This is a genomic window from Citrobacter freundii complex sp. CFNIH9, from assembly GCF_002903305.1.
Taxonomy (GTDB): domain Bacteria; phylum Pseudomonadota; class Gammaproteobacteria; order Enterobacterales; family Enterobacteriaceae; genus Citrobacter; species Citrobacter portucalensis.
On the sequence record NZ_CP026238.1, the window covers coordinates 3,479,573 to 3,499,183 of the forward strand.

16 protein-coding genes are annotated in these 19,611 nt (G+C 53.3%); 2 read left to right on the forward strand and 14 right to left on the reverse strand.

Annotated features, from left to right (window positions below):
* Nucleotides 1-42 precede the first annotated feature (42 nt).
* The 14 genes from nuoN to lrhA form a co-directional block, all read right to left on the reverse strand.
* Nucleotides 43-1,500, reverse strand: a complete 1,458-nt coding sequence (gene nuoN / locus C2U43_RS17825; protein WP_003027689.1) for an NADH-quinone oxidoreductase subunit NuoN — start codon at nucleotides 1,498-1,500, stop codon at nucleotides 43-45.
* A 6-nt stretch (nucleotides 1,501-1,506) separates the two neighbouring features.
* Entirely contained in the window at nucleotides 1,507-3,036 is a 1,530-nt protein-coding gene (gene nuoM, locus C2U43_RS17830; protein WP_003027692.1) for an NADH-quinone oxidoreductase subunit M, read from the reverse strand.
* Between the two features lie 251 nt (nucleotides 3,037-3,287).
* A complete protein-coding gene (gene nuoL / locus C2U43_RS17835; RefSeq protein WP_003834744.1) occupies nucleotides 3,288-5,129 on the reverse strand; it encodes an NADH-quinone oxidoreductase subunit L in 1,842 nt (613 codons plus the stop codon).
* Nucleotides 5,126-5,428 carry an NADH-quinone oxidoreductase subunit NuoK gene (gene nuoK / locus C2U43_RS17840; RefSeq protein ID WP_000612644.1) on the reverse strand — a complete coding sequence of 101 codons (303 nt, stop codon included), beginning with the start codon at nucleotides 5,426-5,428 and terminating at the stop codon, nucleotides 5,126-5,128. The genes nuoL and nuoK overlap by 4 nt, the downstream gene beginning before the upstream one ends.
* Nucleotides 5,425-5,979: an NADH-quinone oxidoreductase subunit J gene (gene nuoJ, locus C2U43_RS17845; RefSeq protein WP_003028059.1), complete on the reverse strand. Its 555-nt coding sequence runs from the start codon at nucleotides 5,977-5,979 to the stop codon at nucleotides 5,425-5,427. The genes nuoK and nuoJ overlap by 4 nt, the downstream gene beginning before the upstream one ends.
* A gap of 11 nt (nucleotides 5,980-5,990) precedes the next feature.
* Nucleotides 5,991-6,533, reverse strand: coding sequence for an NADH-quinone oxidoreductase subunit NuoI (gene nuoI / locus C2U43_RS17850; RefSeq protein WP_003028062.1), 543 nt, complete (start codon nucleotides 6,531-6,533; stop codon nucleotides 5,991-5,993).
* A gap of 14 nt (nucleotides 6,534-6,547) precedes the next feature.
* Nucleotides 6,548-7,525, reverse strand: coding sequence for an NADH-quinone oxidoreductase subunit NuoH (gene nuoH, locus C2U43_RS17855; protein ID WP_003028063.1), 978 nt, complete (start codon nucleotides 7,523-7,525; stop codon nucleotides 6,548-6,550).
* Nucleotides 7,522-10,248, reverse strand: a complete 2,727-nt coding sequence (nuoG, locus tag C2U43_RS17860; protein ID WP_032941985.1) for an NADH-quinone oxidoreductase subunit NuoG — start codon at nucleotides 10,246-10,248, stop codon at nucleotides 7,522-7,524. Before nuoG ends, nuoH begins: the two co-directional genes overlap by 4 nt.
* An 80-nt stretch (nucleotides 10,249-10,328) precedes the next feature.
* Nucleotides 10,329-11,666: an NADH-quinone oxidoreductase subunit NuoF gene (nuoF, locus tag C2U43_RS17865; protein ID WP_003834753.1), complete on the reverse strand. Its 1,338-nt coding sequence runs from the start codon at nucleotides 11,664-11,666 to the stop codon at nucleotides 10,329-10,331.
* Nucleotides 11,663-12,163, reverse strand: a complete 501-nt coding sequence (gene nuoE / locus C2U43_RS17870) for an NADH-quinone oxidoreductase subunit NuoE (protein ID WP_003028069.1) — start codon at nucleotides 12,161-12,163, stop codon at nucleotides 11,663-11,665. The genes nuoF and nuoE overlap by 4 nt, the downstream gene beginning before the upstream one ends.
* Nucleotides 12,164-12,165: 2 nt before the next feature.
* Nucleotides 12,166-13,968 carry an NADH-quinone oxidoreductase subunit C/D gene (gene nuoC, locus C2U43_RS17875; protein ID WP_003834757.1) on the reverse strand — a complete coding sequence of 601 codons (1,803 nt, stop codon included), beginning with the start codon at nucleotides 13,966-13,968 and terminating at the stop codon, nucleotides 12,166-12,168.
* A gap of 85 nt (nucleotides 13,969-14,053) precedes the next feature.
* The gene (nuoB, locus tag C2U43_RS17880; RefSeq protein WP_003028075.1) at nucleotides 14,054-14,716 is read right to left on the reverse strand and encodes an NADH-quinone oxidoreductase subunit NuoB; all 663 of its coding nucleotides are present in this window, start codon (nucleotides 14,714-14,716) and stop codon (nucleotides 14,054-14,056) included.
* Between the two features lie 15 nt (nucleotides 14,717-14,731).
* Nucleotides 14,732-15,175, reverse strand: coding sequence for an NADH-quinone oxidoreductase subunit NuoA (nuoA, locus tag C2U43_RS17885; protein ID WP_003028077.1), 444 nt, complete (start codon nucleotides 15,173-15,175; stop codon nucleotides 14,732-14,734).
* 627 nt (nucleotides 15,176-15,802) lie between these two features.
* Nucleotides 15,803-16,741 (reverse strand): transcriptional regulator LrhA, encoded by a 939-nt coding sequence (gene lrhA / locus C2U43_RS17890; RefSeq protein ID WP_103285584.1) that lies wholly within the window; start codon nucleotides 16,739-16,741, stop codon nucleotides 15,803-15,805.
* 926 nt (nucleotides 16,742-17,667) lie between these two features.
* Between lrhA and alaA the strand changes: the two genes are divergently transcribed.
* Nucleotides 17,668-18,885: an alanine transaminase AlaA gene (gene alaA, locus C2U43_RS17895; protein ID WP_003028082.1), complete on the forward strand. Its 1,218-nt coding sequence runs from the start codon at nucleotides 17,668-17,670 to the stop codon at nucleotides 18,883-18,885.
* 83 nt (nucleotides 18,886-18,968) lie between these two features.
* Nucleotides 18,969-19,568, forward strand: a complete 600-nt coding sequence (gene yfbR / locus C2U43_RS17900) for a 5'-deoxynucleotidase (RefSeq protein ID WP_003028083.1) — start codon at nucleotides 18,969-18,971, stop codon at nucleotides 19,566-19,568.
* Nucleotides 19,569-19,611 lie beyond the last annotated feature (43 nt).

The window sequence follows — 19,611 nt, forward strand, 5'->3', positions numbered from 1 at the left end:
AAAAAACCCGCCAAGGCGGGTTTTTTCGTTTCTGCATTTCGTTTACATCAGCGGAGTCGCTAACTGCACAATGCTGATCAGCGGTTGCGGGTAAATACCCAGCACCAGTACCAGCAGAGCAGAAATCAGCACCACGATACCGCCCGCGCTGTACTGCCAGTTAGACGGCGCATCACGGTTCAGCTGCTGCGGTGCGCTCAGGTACAAGCTTACGGCAACGCGCAGGTAGTAGTACAAACCAATCGCAGAACCGACCACCACGGCGGCAACCAGCCACCACAGGTTAGCCTGCACACCGACGGCCAGTACATAGAACTTACCGATAAAGCCCAGCGTCATCGGGATACCTGCCAGAGACAGCATCATCACCGTCATCACTGCCGCGAGGATCGGACGATGCCAGAACAGACCACGGTAGGAGAACAGAGAGTCCGCATCCGGGCCGCGGTACGGGCTGGACATCAGGCTGACCACACCGAACGCGCCGAGGCTGCTGAACAGGTAACCGGCCAGGTAAACGCCAACTGCTTCCATCGACATCTCGCCGCTCTGCAGAGCAATAAGCGCCACCAGCAGGTAGCCGAGGTGAGAGATAGAAGAGTAACCGAGCAGACGTTTAATATTGGTCTGGCTCAGCGCCATCAGGTTACCGAAGATGATGGAAGCAAAGGCAATCACGCCCAGTACGATACGTACCGCTTCACTATCTCCTACCGGTGCGTACAGGAACAGACGCATCACCACGCCGAAGATAGCGATTTTGCTCGCCGTCGCCAGGAAGGTGGAAACCGGAGCAGGAGCGCCCTGGTATACGTCTGGCGTCCACAGGTGGAACGGAACCAGCGAGAGTTTAAAGCCGAGGCCAACAATCATCAGACCGAAGCCCGCCAGCAGCAGCGGTTCGTGCAGCATGCCGTCGCCGAGGCTCTTACCGAGTGCAACAAACGACAGATTACCAGACTGCGCGTACACCAGCGCCATACCGAACAGCAGGAAGGAAGACGCTGCGGCAGACAGGATGGTGTATTTGATACTGGCTTCCAGCGAACGTTTCTGACGGAACGCATAGCCAACCAGACCAAACAGCGGCAGAGAGATCAGCTCAATACCAAGGAACAGCGCCGCCAGATGGTTAGCGTTAGCCAGCAGAATACCGCCGAGCGCGGCAATCAGCACCAACAGGTAGAACTCTTCCCGGTTGTCATCGTAGCCTTCCAGCCACGGGTAAGCGAAGGTACAGGTGGCAAGACTCGCCAGCAGCACCAGCCCGGTGTAGAGCATGGCGAAACCGTCAACCCGCATCAGCGGGGTGACGTCCATGGCGCCCGCCTGGCCAACAAACCAGAGCGAAACCAGCGCGGCGTTAAGCCCAATGACCGACAGCGTGGCATTGAGGAAGTGATTGCGTCGCCACGCAATGGAGAGCATCACAACCACCACCGTCAAGCCGACGATCAGCAGCGGTAGCAGCGCAATCAGGTGTTGTGGAGTTATTGTCATGGCGATTTACGGCCTTGTAGTAGTAACGGAATTAACAAACCACTGCTGGATGTTGCTCATCGCAGAATGCGAGGTATCCAGAATCGGCTGCGGATAGAAGCCAAGCAGTACCAGAAGCACGACCAGCAACAGGATGATAAACAGCTCACGCAGCGACATCCCTGGCAGTTCAACACTGGCAATCTGGCTCTTCGCTTTACCGAAGTAAGCGCGATGCAGCATCGCCAGCGAGTAAACAGAGGCAAACACCAGACCAAAGGTCGAGATCACGGTAATGACCGGAACCACCTGGTAGCTGCCGAACAGAATCATAAATTCGCCAACGAAGTTACCTGTACCCGGCATACCCAGCGTACACACTGCGAAGAACATCGACAGCGCAGGCAACCATTTCATTTTGCCCCACAGGCCGCCCATCATACGCATATCACGCGTGTGCAGACGTTCGTACAGCTGACCACACAGAATGAACAGACCGGCTGCGGACAGACCGTGCGCAATCATCTGGATAACAGCACCCTGGTACGCCAGCTGGCTGCCGGTGTAGATAGCAATCAGTACGAAGCCCATGTGCGATACGGAGGTGTAAGCGATCAGACGTTTGATATCGTACTGATTAAAGGCCATCCACGCGCCGTAGAAGATACCGATAACGCCCAGCCACATTGCGATAGGTGCAAACTCCGCCGACGCGTTCGGGAACAGCGGCAGAGAGAAGCGCAGCAGACCATAAGCCGCGGTTTTCAGCAAGATCCCCGCCAGGTCAACGGAACCTGCGGTCGGCGCCTGGGAGTGCGCATCCGGCAACCAGCCGTGCAGCGGAACTACCGGCATTTTCACCGCGAAGGCGATGAAGAAGCCCAGCATCAGCAGATATTCCACACCGTGGGACATCGGGGTATTCAGCAGCTCTTCATAGTTGAAGGTCCACACACCGGTCGCTTTATAGTGCACAAACACCAGCGCCAGGATGGCAATCAACATCACCAGACCACTCGCCTGGGTATAAATGAAGAACTTGGTCGCCGCCGTGATACGCGTTTTACCGTCAGAGGCTTTATGGCCCCACAACGCGATCAGGAAGTACATCGGCACCAGCATCATTTCCCAGAAGAAGAAGAACAGGAACATGTCGATGGCAAGGAACACGCCGATCACGCCGCCTAAGATCCACATCAGGTTCAGATGGAAGAAGCCCTGGTATTTTTCGATTTCATTCCAGGAGCAAAGTACCGCCAGAACACCGAGCAGACCGGTCAGCACTACCATCAGCAGCGACAGACCGTCGATAGCCAGATGAATAGAGATGCCAAAACGTGGGATCCACGGCAGGACAAATTCAGACTGCCACTGCGGAATGCCAGCGGATTGCGTCAGTGAATAGCCGCCCTGCAACCACAGTTGCAGGCCAAGCGCCAGCGTCAATCCCATGGTAATCAGCGCGATCCAGCGCGGCACCTTCACGCCAAAGCGTTCGGTCTGCCAGCACAGGAAGCCACCGATAAAGGGAATTAATATCAACCAGGGTAATAACATAGCTAAGTATGTCCCTTATATTTACTCCTGCTCAGGCTATCTCACTCGTCAGCCCAAATCCCGGCAGTGCTCGCAATCTTCACGTACTTCAGTACGCTCCGGTTGCTCTGCGCTGGCGGTCTCCGGTCTGACTTCGCCGATGACGCCTGTACATCAGGAACAGATTTTCAACGAATTCTAAAAATTATTTTTGGGTTTGTAGGCCGGATAAGCGCAGCGCCATCCGGCAATCGTTCATCCAGCCAACAAACTCAACGCAGTACCATCAACAGTGCCAGCACAACGACGGCGCCGATGCTCATTGATGCAACATACCAGCGCAGATAACCGTTCTCGCTCAACAGCAGGCCTTTACCTGCAAAGCGGGAAAGGATCGCCGGAATGTTCATCATTGAGTTGAGCGGATCGCGTTTCAGCAACCAGGCAACACCCAGGAACGGCTTAACGAACACTTTGTCGTACAGCCAGTCGAAGCCCCAGGCGTTATACCACCAGGTACCCAGCAGGCGGCCCGGCGCACTGTTCGCAATCGACGTCACCAGTGTGCGTTTACCCAGCCACAGCCATGCTGCGATCAGGATGCCCGCAATCGCTACGATACCGGAGGTAATTTCCAGCGTCATGACGCGACCATGCTCAAGCTCGGTCGTCGCAGGCAGTACACCCTGCAGTGGCGGCACAATCAGCGCGCCAACGAAGGTGGACAGGATCATCAGCACAATCAGCGGCAGATGATGGGTAATCCCCTTCCCTGCGTGGGCGTGAATTTGTTCTTTACCGTGGAACACGATGAAAATCATACGGAAGGTGTACAGAGAGGTCATGAATGCACCGACCAGACCTGCAACCATAAGATTAATATGACCATTCGCCATTGCACCGGCCAGAATCTCATCCTTACTGAAGAAGCCAGCGGTAATCAGCGGCAGAGCCGACAGCGCCGCGCCACCGATCAGGAAGCAGAGATACACCAGCGGAATTGACTTACGCAGCCCGCCCATCTTGAAGATGTTCTGTTCGTGGTGGCAAGCCAGGATAACCGAGCCGGATGCCAGGAACAGCAGCGCTTTAAAGAAGGCGTGCGTCATCAGGTGGAAAATCGCCGCATCCCACGCCTGTACGCCGAGAGCCAGGAACATATAACCAATCTGGCTCATGGTGGAGTACGCAAGAACGCGTTTGATGTCGGTCTGTACCAGCGCAGCAAAACCCGCCAGCACCAGCGTGATCGCACCGATAATCCCCACCAGGTGCAGGATTTCAGGCGTCATCAGGAACAGGCCGTGCGTACGTGCTATCAGGTAGACACCAGCGGTAACCATCGTCGCGGCGTGGATCAACGCGGAGACAGGCGTCGGGCCGGCCATCGCATCAGCAAGCCAGGTCTGCAACGGCAGCTGTGCAGATTTACCGACCGCACCGCCCAGCAGCATCAAGGTTGCCCACATCAGCATGTTGTTACCGTCTGCAAAGTGCGCAGGCGCCAGTTCCACCATTTCGCGGAAGTTCAGCGTGCCCAGCTCGTTGTAGAGGATGAACAGCGCGAACGCCAGGAATACGTCACCAACGCGGGTTACCACGAAGGCTTTCATTGCCGCAGCGCCATTCTTCGGATCGGTGTAGTAGAAACCAATCAGCAGATAGGAGCACAGGCCCACGCCTTCCCAGCCGAGGTACATCAGCAGCAGGTTATCCGCCAGCACCAGAACCACCATGCTGGCGATAAACAGGTTGGTGTAGGCGAAGAAACGAGAATAGCCCTCTTCTCCGCGCATATACCAGGAGGCGAACATGTGGATCAGGAAACCAACGCCGGTCACCACGGAGAGCATGGTCAGCGACAGGCCGTCCAGCACCAGGTTAAAACCGATGTTGAAGTCGCCGACTGACATCCACGTCCACAGCGGCTGGCTGTAAGCCTGCTGGCCATTGGCAAAGAAATCAACGCCAACAAACGCAGTAACCAGCGCAGCCAGACCGATCGACCCGACACCCACGGTAGCGGACAGATTTTCTGACCAACGACCACGAGAAAACGCCAGTAATACAAAGCCAATAAATGGCAGAATAATGGTTAAGGCAAGCATGTTCATCCACGCATCTCACTTACTGAATCGATGTTCAGGTTCTGGCGACGGCGATGAAGTTGCAGCAACAGCGCAAGCCCAATGCTCGCTTCGGCAGCCGCAAGGCTGATGGCGAGAATATACATCACCTGACCATCGGTCTGGCCCCAGTAGCTTCCGGCGACCACAAAGGCCAACGCGGAGGCGTTAATCATGATTTCCAGCCCGATCAGCATAAACAGCAGATTGCGGCGGATAACCAGACCGGTTAAGCCCAGCACGAATAAGATCGCAGCGAGGATCAGTCCATGTTGTAAGGGGATCATGCGTGCTCCTCCGTTTTTCTTTTCGCGCGGTCGTCGGTGCGATTGCTCAGCACTTCACCAGAACGCTCTTCGCGCCCCACGTGGAAGGCCACAACCAGACCCGCCAGCAGCAGCATCGAAGCCAGTTCAACCGCCAGTACATACGGTCCGAACAGGGAAATACCGACTGCTTTCGCGCTAATTGGCGTGCCGTCGATGCCCTGATCGTTAACGCCCAGAATGGCGTAAACAATAACCACCAGCATAATGGCTGACAGAATCGCCGGACCAATCCACACCTGCGGTTTCAGCCACTGACGTTCCTGTTCAATTTCAGAACCACCAAGGTTGAGCATCATCACCACGAACACGAACAGCACCATGATGGCGCCCGCGTAGACGATAATTTCCAGCGCACCGGCGAAGTAAGCGCCTAACGAGAAGAACACCCCAGAAATCGCCAGCAGCGAAATAATCAGGTACAGCAACGCGTGTACCGGATTGGTGTGGGTGATCACCCGCAAGGTTGCGAGAATGGCTATCAGGCCACAGATATAAAAAGCGAACTCCATTGCCCCTCTCCTTACGGTAACAGGCTCTTGACGTCGATAGGCTTAGCTTCGTTCTCTGCTTCGCCCTTATCTTTGCCGTCGATTGCCATACCTGCCATCCGGTAGAAGTTATATTCCGGGTATTTGCCCGGACCGGAGATCAGCAGATCCTCTTTCTCGTAAACCAGGTCCTGGCGCTTGTACTCACCCAGCTCGAAATCTGGAGTCAGCTGAATAGCCGTAGTCGGACAGGCTTCTTCGCACAGGCCGCAGAAAATGCAGCGTGAGAAGTTAATGCGGAAAAACTCCGGATACCAGCGGCCGTCTTTGGTCTCTGCTTTTTGCAGAGAAATACAGCCTACCGGACACGCTACCGCACACAGGTTACAGGCAACGCAGCGCTCTTCACCGTCTGGATCACGAGTCAGAACGATACGACCACGAAAACGGGGCGGTAGATAGACCGGCTCTTCCGGATACATCTGCGTTTCGCGTTTCGCGAACGCATGCAGGCCGATCATCCAGATACTGCGTACCTGGGTGCCGAAACCTACGAACAATTCTTTTAAGGTCATGGTCTTTGTGTCCCTTATTGCGCCTGCCAGAGAATGACAGCCGCCGTTACCAGCAAGTTGACGAGCGTCAGCGGCAGACAGACTTTCCAGCCGAAGGACATTACCTGGTCATAACGAGGACGCGGTAACGACGCACGAATCAAAATGAACATCATCATGAAGAACGCGGTTTTCAGCGCGAACCAGACGAATGGCGGTAAGAACGGGCCATGCCAGCCACCGAAGAACAGGGTAACCATCAGTGCAGAAATGGTGACGATGCCGATGTATTCACCCACGAAGAACAGACCGAATTTCATACCGGAATATTCAATGTGGTAACCGTCGGCCAGTTCCTGCTCGGCTTCTGGCTGGTCAAACGGGTGACGGTGGCACACCGCCACGCCCGCGATGGCAAAGGTGACAAAACCAAAGAACTGCGGAATAACGTTCCAGATATCAGCCTGGTTGTTGACGATGTCGGTCATGTTAAATGAACCGGCCTGCGCCACCACGCCCATCAGGGAAAGCCCGAGGAACACTTCGTAGCTCAGCGTCTGCGCAGACGCACGCATCGCACCGAGCAGGGAGTATTTGTTGTTACTGGACCAGCCGGCGAACAGCACCGCGTATACCGCGAGGCCCGCCATCATCAGGAAGAACAGGATCCCGATGTTCAGGTCAGCAACTACCCAGTTCGGACTCACCGGCACGATGGCGAAAGCCAACAGCAGCGAGGTAAAGGCGATCATCGGTGCCAGGGTAAAGATGACGCGATCCGAGAATTTCGGGATCCAGTCTTCTTTAAAGAACATCTTGATCATGTCCGCAACTAGCTGGAGCGAACCGCCCCAGCCAACACGGTTCGGTCCGTAACGGTTCTGGAACAGACCCAGCAGACGACGTTCGCCAAAGCTCATGAATGCCCCGCAGGTGACCACCACCAGCAGGATCACGACCGCTTTGAGAATGCTCAGCAGGATCTCAATCAGATCGGGTGTAATCCAACTCATTGTTGTGCCTCCTGCAGATCCTCAAGACGCGCACCTGCCAGAACCGGCGCGATGCCAGGCATACCCATCGGCAAACCAACCTGCCCTGCCGTTAATCCTTCAGCGATTTCAACCGGCAGCGTAACCGTGTTGCCATCGTAGCTGAAAGAAACGCGCGTACCGGCATTAACACCCAACTTCGCGGCATCAGCCGGGTTGAGTTTGATGTACGGCTGCGGCATACGGGTCTGGAAGACCGGCGCACGCTGGGACATTTCGTCGCTGCCGAACAGATGGTAGTACGGCGCGATACGCCACTGACCATCCTGAGCCTGGAAGCTCGCCGGAACGGTAGTGAAGTAATCCATACCATCTGCAGAAGCTTCGATCAGACGCACGCCCGGATCGCCATGACGCAGTTTACCGCCCACTTCATCCTGGAACTTGTTCCACGCCTGTGGGGAGTTCCAGCCCGGAGCCCAGGCAAACGGAATTTGTGAACGCGGCGCAGACGGTTGGTTGTTCCCTTCCATAGAGAAGGCGAACATTGTGTCTTTGTCCTGCGGCTGGCGCGGTTCGTGTACGCTGATATTGGCGCGCATTGCGGTACGACCGCTGTAGCGGTGCGGTTCACGAGCCAATTTCTGTCCACGGATACGGAAGCTTGCGTCCGGCGCGGCATCTTTGATACCCGCCAGTTGCGGCAGCTTCTCAACGACCGCGTCAATAACGTGGTCGAGCTGCGTCCAGTCCACTTCGCGGCTCTGCACGGTGCTGTGCAGCGAGTGCAGCCAGCGCCAGCTTTCCAGCATCACGGTGTTACTGTCGTAGTAGGACGGGTCGTAGACCTGGAAGAAACGCTGAGCGCGGCCTTCGTTGTTAATCACCGTACCATCGCTTTCGGCGAAGCTTGCGGCGGAAAGCACCAGATGGGCGTTTTCCATAATTGCCGTACGCTGATGGTCAATGACCAGTACCAGCGGTGCTTTCGCCAGCGCAGCGTTCACACGCGTTGCTGAAGCATGGCGATGCAGGTCATTCTCCAGCACCACAACGGCGTCAGCACGACCTGTTTCCAGCTCGGTCAGCGCATCGTCAAGGGAACCACCGCCAATCATACCCAGGCCCATGCTGTTAACAGAGCGAGCAATCATGGTGATGCCGACGTCTGCGCCACGGCCTTTCAGCGCCTTCGCCACGTTGGCAGCCGCCTGAATCACTTCGGCGCTACCGGCGTTGGTGCCGGAAATAATTAGTGGTTTCTTCGCCCCGGCCAGTGCCTGAACGATAACGTCAATTTTGTTTTGCAGGTCACGGTCGATACCGTCAACCGCCGGAGCGTTGTTATCCAGCGCATGAGCGATAGCGAAACCTAAACGCGCCTGATCTTCAACCGGTGCACGATAGGTCCATGCGGCGATGTCATCCAGACGGGTGTTATCGACGTTGGTAACGAACAACGGGTGCTTAGCACGCTGGCCGATGTTAAGGATTGCTGCGATCTGCCAGTCAGCCACTTTCTGTGCCGCCGCCATTTCACGCGCTTTACCTTTCACCGCCTGACGCACTGCCAGCGCAACGCGTGCGCCGGTCTGGGTGACATCTTCGCCCAGCACCAGAACCGCATCATAAGATTCGATTTCGCGCAGTGCCGGAGTATGAATCCCGCCGTCACGCAGCACGCTCAGTGCCAGTTGCAGACGTTCCTGCTCGCCCTGGGCGATACCGGTATAGAAGTTATCCGCACCCACCAGTTCACGCAGCGCGAAGTTACTTTCAACGCTGGCGCGTGGGGAGCCGATACCAATTACTTTCTTCGACTGACGCAGAATATCTGCCGCGCCCTGCATCGCCTGCTCGGCGTTCAGCGTGATCAGGTCATCGCCACGACGCTGTACCGGCTGACGCGGACGGTCTTTCAGGTTCACGTAACCATAGCCAAAACGACCACGGTCGCAGAGGAAGTAGTGGTTAACGGTACCGTTATAACGGTTTTCGATACGACGCAGTTCACCGTAGCGTTCGCCCGGGCTGGTGTTACAGCCGATGGAACACTGCTGGCAGATGCTCGGCGCAAACTGCATGTCCCATTTACGGTTATAACGCTCGGAGTGCGTTTTATCAGTGAAGACGCCGGTCGGGCAAATTTCTACCAGGTTACCAGAGAACTCGCTTTCGAGCGTACCGTCTTCCGGGCGACCGAAGTAGACGTTGTCATGTGCGCCATAGACGCCCAGATCCGCGCCATCGGCGTAATCTTTGTAGTAACGTACGCAGCGATAGCAGGCGATGCAGCGGTTCATTTCGTGAGAGATGAACGGCCCCAGGTCCTGGTTACGGTGAGTACGCTTCGTGAAGCGGTAGCGACGGAAGCTGTGACCGGTCATGACGGTCATATCCTGCAGGTGGCAGTTGCCGCCCTCTTCACAGACCGGACAGTCGTGCGGGTGGTTAGTCATCAACCACTCCACGACGCTTTCGCGGAACTGTTTCGCTTCTTCGTCATCAATAGAAATAAAGGTGCCTTCGGTGGCCGGTGTCATACAAGACATCACCAGGCGACCACGCGTGTCTTCCGCGTTTTGATATTGCTTCACCGCACACTGGCGGCAAGCACCGACGCTTCCCAGCGCCGGGTGCCAGCAAAAGTACGGAATATCAAGGCCGAGAGACAGACAAGCTTCCAGCAGGTTGTCCGCTCCGTTGACCTCATATTCTTTGCCGTCTACATGAATCGTAGCCATAGTCAGCATGCTTCCAGTTGGCTCGGTCGTAACCGAGCGTTAATCGAATTTCTTATCGCGACACAGGGCTAACCCTGTAATCACCAGCGCTCTTTCAACAGGTTCGGCTGAATACCACCAATCTGATGGGTATTGCTGAAGGACTGCTTGATGCCAGCTTCGAATTCTTCGCGGAAATATTTAATGGCGCTCTGCAGCGGTTCCACTGCGCCCGGTGCGTGTGCACAGAAGGTTTTACCCGGGCCGAGGAAACGACACAGTTGCTCAAGTGTCTCGATATCCCCTGGCTGGCCTTCGCCACGCTCCAGCGCGCGCAGAATTTTCACACTCCACGGCAGACCGTCACGGCACGGCGTACACCAGCCGCAGGACTCGCGGGCAAAGAACTCTTCGAGGTTACGCACCAGAGGAACCATGCCAATCTCGTGATCGACAGCCATGGCCAGCGCGGTGCCCAGACGGCTACCTGCTTTACCAATGCTTTCGAATTCCATCGGCAGATCGAGGTGTGCTTCGGTCAGGAAGTCAGTCCCTGCGCCGCCTGGCTGCCAGGCTTTGAACTTCAGTCCATCGCGCATGCCACCCGCGTAATCTTCGAGGATCTCACGCGCGGTAGTACCGAAAGGCAGTTCCCACAGGCCAGGATTCTTTACGCGACCAGAGAAGCCCATCAGCTTGGTGCCCGCGTCTTTGCTCTTCGAAATGTTCTGGTACCACTCCACGCCGTTCGCGAGGATAGCCGGTACGTTACACAGGGTTTCGACGTTGTTTACGCAGGTCGGTTTGCCCCATGCGCCAGAGCTTGCCGGGAACGGCGGCTTGGAACGTGGGTTAGCACGGCGACCTTCGAGGGAGTTGATCAGCGCGGTTTCTTCACCGCAGATGTAACGCCCTGCCCCAGTGTGGACAAACAGTTCGAAGTCGAAACCGGTGCCCATGATGTTTTTGCCAAGCAGACCGGCTTCGGTCGCTTCGGCGATCGCGCGACGCAGATGCACGGCTGCTTCGATATATTCACCGCGCAGGAAGATGTAACCACGGTACGCTTTCAGCGCAAACGCGGAAATCAGCATGCCTTCCACCAGCAGGTGCGGCAGCTGTTCCATCAGCAGACGGTCTTTATAGGTGCCCGGCTCCATTTCATCGGCGTTACACAGCAGGTAACGGATGTTCATGGATTCGTCTTTCGGCATCAGGCTCCACTTCAGACCGGTGGAAAAGCCCGCGCCGCCGCGCCCTTTCAGGCCAGCGTCTTTTACCTGATTAACGATTTCGTCCGGTGACAGCCCGGTCAGGGCCTTACGCGCACCTTCGTAGCCGTTCTTGCTACGGTATTCGTCCAGCCAGACCGGCTGTTTGTCATCACGCAGACGCCAGGTCAGCGGATGGGTTTCGGGAGTACGGATAATGTCTTTCATTTATACCGCTCCAGTAGTTCGGGAATGCCTTCCGGGGTCAGGTGAGCATGAGTATCTTCATCGATCATCATGTTTGGCCCTTTATCGCAGTTCCCCAGGCAACAGGTCGGCAGCAGCGTAAAGCGACCATCAAAGGTCGTCTGCCCCGGCTTGATGTTGAGTTTTTTCTCAAGCGCGGCCTGGATCCCCTGGTAGCCGTTGATATGGCACACCACGCTGTCGCAATAGCGGATCACGTGGCGACCTACCGGCTGGCGGAAGATCTGGCTATAAAACGTAGCAACACCTTCTACGTCGCTTGCCGGAATACCCAGCACATCAGCGATCGCATAGATCGCCCCATCCGGCACCCAGCCACGCTGTTTCTGAACGATTTTCAGCGCTTCAATGGACGCCGCACGCGGGTCTTCGTAGTGGTGCTTCTCGTGCTCAATCGCTTCACGCTCAGCCGCACTCAGCTCAAAAGCCTCGGTTTGTGGTTGTTGATTCTCGTGCATAATTAGCGGTCCACATCTGACATAACAAAATCGATACTACCCAGATGGACGATTAAGTCGGACACCAGGCTGCCACGTACCGCTACCGGGATCTGCTGCAGGTGCGCATAGCTCGGGGTACGGATACGGGTACGGTAACTCATGGTGCTGCCATCGCTGGTCAGGTAGTAACTGTTGATACCCTTGGTCGCTTCCACCATCTGGAAGGACTCGTTTGCCGGCATAACCGGGCCCCACGAAACCTGCAGGAAGTGGGTGATAAGGGTTTCGATATGTTGCAGCGTGCGCTCTTTCGGCGGCGGCGTCGTCAGCGGGTGATCCGCTTTGAACGGGCCTTCCGGCATGTTATTGAGGCACTGCTCAAGGATGCGCAGACTCTGGCGCAGCTCTTCAACTTTCAGCATCACGCGGGTATAGCAGTCAGAAACGCCGCCGCCAACCGGGACTTCAAAGTCAAAGTTTTCGTAGCCAGAGTACGGACGCGCTTTACGCACGTCGAAATCAATACCGGTCGCGCGCAGCGCAGCACCGGTACAACCCCAGTCCAGCGCTTCTTTCTTACCGTAAGCGGCAACGCCCTGCGAACGGCCTTTCAGGATGGTGTTACGCAGTGCGGCTTTCTCGTAAGAATCCAGACGTTTTGGCATCCAGTCGAGGAAGTCACGCAGCAGCTTGTCCCAACCGCGCGGCAGATCGTGTGCCACACCGCCGATACGGAACCAGGCCGGGTGCATACGGAAACCGGTGATCGCTTCCACCACGTCATAGATTTTCTGACGGTCGGTAAAGGCGAAGAATACCGGGGTCATCGCGCCGACGTCCTGAATGAACGTGGAGATGTACAGCAGGTGGCTGTTGATACGGAACAGTTCGGACAACATCACGCGAATCACGTTGACGCGATCCGGCGTGGTGATACCAGCCAGCTTCTCAACGGCCAGTACGTAAGGCATTTCGTTTACGCAGCCGCCGAGGTACTCAATACGGTCGGTGTACGGAATGTAGCTGTGCCAGGACTGACGTTCACCCATCTTTTCAGCGCCACGGTGGTGGTAGCCGATGTCAGGTACGCAGTCGACGATTTCTTCGCCATCAAGCTGCAGCACAATACGGAAAGCACCGTGAGAAGACGGGTGGTTAGGACCGAGGTTGAGGAACATGAAGTCCTCGTTTTCGGTGCTACGCTTCATACCCCAATCTTCTGGTTTGAAGGTCAGCGCTTCCATTTCCAGATCCTGTTTGGCTTTAGTCAGCTCAAACGGATCGAATTCGGTCGCACGCGCCGGGTAGTCTTTACGCAGCGGATGACCTTCCCAGGTATGCGGCATCAGCAGACGCGTCAGGTGCGGGTGACCTTCGATATCGATGCCAAACATTTCCCAGGTTTCACGCTCATACCAGTTGGCGTTCGGGAACAGTTTGGTGAAAGTCGGTACGCGCAGATCGTTTTCAGACAAAGCCACCTTGAGCATGATATCGCGATTGCGTTCAATGGAGATCAGGTGATAGAAAACGGAAAAATCCGCGGCAGGTAACCCTTCGCGGTGCGTACGCAGACGTTCGTCCATGCCGTGTAAGTCAAACAGCATGACGTAAGGTTTCGGCAGTCTCTTTAAGAAATCGCCAACTTCCAGTAATTGTTCACGCTTGACCCAAACAACGGGTACCCCGGTGCGAGTCGCCTGAACGGTAAAGGCATCCGGCCCAAAACGGTTGCGCAGTTCGCCAATGACCGGGTCATCAAGGTGATCCCGTGTTTGCCATACGGCGTCTTGCGCGGTTAAGTCGGTCATATTGTTCACCATTGCAAATGGTCCGTGGTGGTCGGCAGTGCTTCGCGCTATTTATGTAGTGATAAGCGAAGGAAGTGCTGCTGCCGACAGGCGCAAATTAAATCTCGTCTGGTGTACGAAGATTCGTTACAGCAATACGTTCGCCGCGTTTACGCTCGCGTTCTGACTGCATATTGGCGCGATAAACGCCCTGATCGCCAACCACCCAGGAGAGCGGACGGCGTTCTTTGCCAATGGAATCTTGCAGCAGCATCAGAGCCTGCATATACGCTTCTGGGCGCGGCGGACATCCCGGGATGTACACATCGACCGGAATAAATTTATCAACACCCTGCACCACAGAATAGATGTCGTACATACCGCCGGAGTTGGCGCATGCGCCCATGGAAATAACCCATTTCGGTTCCAGCATCTGATCGTAGAGGCGCTGAATAACTGGCGCCATTTTGGTAAAGCAGGTTCCGGCTACGACCATCAGGTCAGCCTGACGCGGCGATGCACGCAGTACTTCCGCACCAAAACGGGCCACATCGTGCACGGCGGTAAACGAGGTCACCATCTCAACGTAGCAGCAGGAAAGGCCAAAGTTATATGGCCAAATTGAGTTTTTACGGCCCCAGTTAACCATGTCATGCAGTTTGCCCATGAACACGTTTTTGTTAACTTCTTGTTCCAGGGGGTCGGTTACGATCTCCTGTTTTTGCAGGGGGTAACGGTCGTTCTCACCGTTAGGATCTATGCGGGTGAGCGTATAATCCATCTTAATGCCTCGCGGTTAGCGTTGACGATTAGCGATACTGTTCGTTTCCGGGTTCATACGCTCGCGGCGTGAACGCGCGGGCGTCCAGTCCAGCGCGCCAATACGCACCAGATAAACCAGACCTGCCAGTAACACAAAAATAAAAATTGCAGCTTCCACAAAGCCAATCCAACCGCTTTCACGGATAGAAGTTGACCATGCGAACAGATACAGCGCTTCAACGTCGAAGATAACGAAGAACATGGCTACCAGATAAAACTTGGCAGACAGGCGCAGGCGGGCGGTGCCGACCGAGTCGATACCTGATTCAAACGGCACGTTTTTAGATCTCGCGCGTGCGCGACCCCCTAAAAACCAGCCGCCGACGAGCATCAGGCAGCACAGGCCAATGGCAACGATAAGAAAGATAGCGAATGCCCAGTGATGAGCGATGATTTCAGTGGATGTTGACATACTCATTGCTTACTCATCAAAAGTAGCGCCAAATTCTCTGCTCTTTTCGGCAGATGAACGCCACATCGATTCATGGGGAGGAATAAAAAAAACCTTACAATCACTGTGAAAAATCATTTTATACAGCTAATTGATGGGGTTTTTTACTCCTTTCTATAACCTTTTGTCAACTTTAACAAAAGTTTCCTCACATTATTTTACACTGTTCCAACTTCATTAACATAAAGTGCTCTTTAGACCCATTTCGATTGCATCATCGGTCATTTTTAATATTGTTGAATCGTGTCCGTAGTGAAGTAAAAAAGATAATACACGTCTATTTTGACAGGAATTCACCCAGATGCCTCCCCCTAAATGGGAGTATTTTCTTGATCTGTGACACGCTTTTGTTAATTCACCATAAAAAACAGCAACAATTTCTCTAGTTTTTTAACATGGAAACATTTAGCAACTCAGCTGATTATTTTTCATCCTATTGTCAGTCTGTTTTTTTACCTGCTGATTTTGTTAAGTTTTAGTATATGAATGAACAGAAAGCAGTAATATTTGCATAAAAAAAGAGCCGCTGGATGTTTTTTCATCATCAGTGGCTCTTTTTTACACTTACATTTTAAAACGTTTTTTTGTGACGCTTTACTCAAAGTCGCCTTCAACAATCAGCGAGTCATCTCCCCCTTCAGGGGTAAACTGATTGTATTGCCAAGGATTTTGATATGTCTGCATCGACTTAAAGATAACCTGAGCTATTTCATTTTGCGTGGCCGGATCGCTGCACAGCAGATACTCGGTATCAGGCAGAGGTGGCAATCCGTCCGCCGCACCCAGTACGCGTAAATCCGGGCTCATCATTTCGACAGGTCGGGCAGTAACGCCCAGCCCTGCTTTTACCGCCGCGCGGACCGCAGGCAATGTTGAAGCGACATAAGCCAAACGCCACGGGATCTGTGCGGCATTCAACGTCGCCAGCACGATATCGCGAAACGGGCTGGGATCGTCCAGCAGAACTAACGGCACCGGTTCCCCTTTTTGCAGGATATATTCGGCTGCGCAATACCAGTGCGTCGGTGAAGTTCGCAAATTCAGGCACTCAAAATCGCCAGGTCGGTTAGTGGTGACCACTAAATCCACTTCTTGCGACTTAAGCATCTCCACCATGTAGGCGTTGCGTTTCACTCTGACATCCAGTGCAAGTTTCGGATAAACCGAACTTATACGGTTAAGCAGAAAAGGGAGTATGGTATCGGCGGATTCATCAGAAGCACCGATAGTTAACACCCCCTGAAGATTGTTAAACATCAATGATGAGCATGCCTCATCATTAAATCGCAGTATTTTCCTGGCGTAACCCAACAGCTGGATACCATGCTCGGTCAGCAGTTTGTTGCGTCCATGGCGCGCGAACAACTCTTTCCCCACAAGTTGTTCAAGACGCTGCATTTGCTGACTTACCGCAGACTGAGTTCGACATACCGCAGCTGCCGCAGCCGCAAAGGTATTCAGGTCGGCAACAGCAACAAAGGTTCTCAGCAGATCGAGGTCGAGGTTAATTATCGGACGATTTGCATTTATCATAGTTTTTCACTTACTCGCGGGTCATACCGGGTTAATGCTGTGCATTCAGAATCAAACAACTCCATTTGTAATGTGCCTCCCTTCAGTTTCGCTTAGTGTAACCAAGTGAAAATAAGGATGTATTTGGTTTAACAAACGAAACAATTCTCTTTCTGAGCTATTTTAATACCCGTGATATTCATCGGAATATAGCAACGAGAAAGAGCCGTATTTTTAGCTGCTGGATGATTCTGACTAATGGGAAACATGTAAATTTTGTAAATTTATAAAATAGTTAACGAACAATAATTTACACATTAAAAACTAACTTTTCAGGATGTTAGGAACAACCAACAAACATTTGAATTATCGTAAAATTCGTACTACACACCATTTCATAGGAGTTATCTTAACCTAAAACCACTATATTTATAAGTGTTATCGCGAATAATTCCGGGCAAATTGGTGTTATGTCAGTGCAACGGTTTTCGTATTATTGGCCAACTCAATTTGATGTCGTTTAAATAATAAATAATAATTAATTAAGAATTCCTCAATTCATTAATTATGCTTAACAATGGATTCACACCGCATCACGCAGGGATCAGACCGATAACAGATTTCGCAGGCCAAACCTCAGTATTTTCGAATTACGCCATTCAGCTGAGATCTCAGCTACTTTGTCTTTACAGACCTAACTTTTTTTGACCAGACAAATCACCATACCCACGCTAACAAAGCAAAATATAAACCACAAAAAACTCAACAATCCAGATTATTACCCTACAAAAATCACATTATTTAGTTATTAACAGTGAATTATAATCCTCCTGCTTTCCAAAATCTTCTACTAAAGACCCTTCAAAACTCACCGTCGTGGGAGTACATTGTGCTGGGCTGACTTCCACGGCAGGGAGTGGCATTCACAGCTAAAAAGGTCAACGTTCATGTCCCCCATTGAAAAATCCAGCAAATTAGAAAACGTCTGTTATGACATTCGCGGCCCGGTTCTGAAGGAAGCAAAGCGCCTGGAAGAAGAAGGCAACAAAGTTCTGAAACTGAACATCGGCAACCCTGCGCCTTTCGGGTTTGAAGCGCCAGATGAAATTTTGGTGGATGTGATCCGCAATTTGCCAACTGCGCAAGGATATTGCGATTCCAAAGGCCTTTATTCAGCCCGCAAAGCAATCATGCAGCATTACCAGGCCCGTGGGATGCGCGACGTAACCGTGGAAGATATCTATATCGGTAACGGCGTATCTGAATTGATTGTGCAGGCCATGCAGGCATTGCTAAACAGTGGGGACGAAATGCTGGTTCCTGCACCTGATTATCCACTGTGGACGGCGGCGGTTTCGCTCTCTGGTGGTAATGCCGTGCACTACCTGTGTGACGAATCGTCAGACTGGTTCCCGGACCTGGATGATATCCGCGCCAAAATTACGCCGCGTACCCGTGGGATCGTCATCATCAACCCAAACAACCCTACTGGCGCGGTGTATTCTAAAGAGCTGCTGATGGAGATTGTTGAGATTGCCCGCCAAAACAATCTCATCATCTTTGCGGACGAGATTTACGACAAAATTCTTTACGATGACGCCGAGCACCACTCGATTGCGGCAATGGCCCCTGACCTGCTGACTATTACCTTTAACGGCCTGTCAAAAACCTATCGTGTTGCCGGTTTCCGCCAGGGCTGGATGGTACTGAACGGACCGAAGAAACATGCCAAAGGGTATATCGAAGGCCTTGAGATGCTGGCTTCTATGCGCCTGTGTGCCAACGTTCCGGCACAACATGCCATTCAGACCGCACTGGGTGGATATCAGAGCATCAGCGAATTCATCATGCCAGGCGGACGTCTGTATGAGCAACGTAACCGCGCCTGGGAACTGCTTAATGACATCCCCGGCGTCTCTTGCGTAAAACCGCGCGGTGCGCTGTATATGTTCCCGAAAATTGATGCTAAACGCTTTAATATTCATGACGACCAGAAGATGGTACTCGACTTCCTGTTGCAGGAAAAAGTACTGCTGGTCCAGGGGACGGCATTCAACTGGCCGTGGCCGGATCATTTCCGCATCGTCACGCTACCGCGTATTGACGATATCGAAATGTCGCTGAGTAAATTTGAGCGTTTCCTGTCAGGGTATCGCCAGCTGTAACCACGCAAAGTGCTGCCGGGTTTGCATCCGGTAGCACTCTCTGCGCAAAATACCGTTACTGAAGTCACTGAGTAAGGGTCGTTATGAAGCAGAGCCACTTTTTTGCCCACCTCTCCCGTCTGAAACTCATTAACCGCTGGCCGCTGATGCGCAACGTGCGCACCGAAAACGTGTCCGAACACAGTCTGCAGGTTGCCATGGTTGCCCATGCGCTGGCCGCAATTAAAAACCGTAAATTTGGTGGTCAGGTTAATGCTGAGCGTATTGCCTTGTTGGCGATGTATCACGATGCGTCAGAGGTGTTAACCGGCGATCTCCCTACCCCAGTGAAATATTTCAACTCGCAGATTGCTCAGGAATATAAAGCGATAGAGAAAATTGCCCAACAAAAACTGGTCGATATGGTTCCCGATGAGCTGCGCGATATTTTTGCGCCGCTCATTGATGAACATGCCTTAAGTGAAGAAGAGAGGTCGATTGTTAAACAGGCCGATGCCCTGTGCGCGTATCTGAAGTGCCTGGAAGAACTCTCCGCCGGTAACAACGAATTTCTGCTGGCGAAAACACGTCTGGAAAAAACGCTGGAGTCACGACGCAGCGAAGAGATGGACTACTTTATGGACGTGTTCGTCCCGAGTTTTCACCTCTCATTAGATGAAATCAGTCAGGATTCTCCATTGTAAGTTTGCGGCGACACTTCCTTTGTAGGCCGGATGAGGCGTTAGC

What these genes read in the sequence shown, in the direction of transcription:
- nuoN (WP_003027689.1), bottom strand. Translation starts at nt 1,500, where the DNA reads ATGACAATAACTCCACAACACCTGATTGCGCTGCTACCGCTGCTGATC.
- nuoM (WP_003027692.1), bottom strand. Translation starts at nt 3,036, where the DNA reads ATGTTATTACCCTGGTTGATATTAATTCCCTTTATCGGTGGCTTCCTG.
- nuoL (WP_003834744.1), bottom strand. Translation starts at nt 5,129, where the DNA reads ATGAACATGCTTGCCTTAACCATTATTCTGCCATTTATTGGCTTTGTA.
- nuoK (WP_000612644.1), bottom strand. Translation starts at nt 5,428, where the DNA reads ATGATCCCCTTACAACATGGACTGATCCTCGCTGCGATCTTATTCGTG.
- nuoJ (WP_003028059.1), bottom strand. Translation starts at nt 5,979, where the DNA reads ATGGAGTTCGCTTTTTATATCTGTGGCCTGATAGCCATTCTCGCAACC.
- nuoI (WP_003028062.1), bottom strand. Translation starts at nt 6,533, where the DNA reads ATGACCTTAAAAGAATTGTTCGTAGGTTTCGGCACCCAGGTACGCAGT.
- nuoH (WP_003028063.1), bottom strand. Translation starts at nt 7,525, where the DNA reads ATGAGTTGGATTACACCCGATCTGATTGAGATCCTGCTGAGCATTCTC.
- nuoG (WP_032941985.1), bottom strand. Translation starts at nt 10,248, where the DNA reads ATGGCTACGATTCATGTAGACGGCAAAGAATATGAGGTCAACGGAGCG.
- nuoF (WP_003834753.1), bottom strand. Translation starts at nt 11,666, where the DNA reads ATGAAAGACATTATCCGTACTCCCGAAACCCATCCGCTGACCTGGCGT.
- nuoE (WP_003028069.1), bottom strand. Translation starts at nt 12,163, where the DNA reads ATGCACGAGAATCAACAACCACAAACCGAGGCTTTTGAGCTGAGTGCG.
- nuoC (WP_003834757.1), bottom strand. Translation starts at nt 13,968, where the DNA reads ATGGTGAACAATATGACCGACTTAACCGCGCAAGACGCCGTATGGCAA.
- nuoB (WP_003028075.1), bottom strand. Translation starts at nt 14,716, where the DNA reads ATGGATTATACGCTCACCCGCATAGATCCTAACGGTGAGAACGACCGT.
- nuoA (WP_003028077.1), bottom strand. Translation starts at nt 15,175, where the DNA reads ATGAGTATGTCAACATCCACTGAAATCATCGCTCATCACTGGGCATTC.
- lrhA (WP_103285584.1), bottom strand. Translation starts at nt 16,741, where the DNA reads ATGATAAATGCAAATCGTCCGATAATTAACCTCGACCTCGATCTGCTG.
- alaA (WP_003028082.1), top strand. Translation starts at nt 17,668, where the DNA reads ATGTCCCCCATTGAAAAATCCAGCAAATTAGAAAACGTCTGTTATGAC.
- yfbR (WP_003028083.1), top strand. Translation starts at nt 18,969, where the DNA reads ATGAAGCAGAGCCACTTTTTTGCCCACCTCTCCCGTCTGAAACTCATT.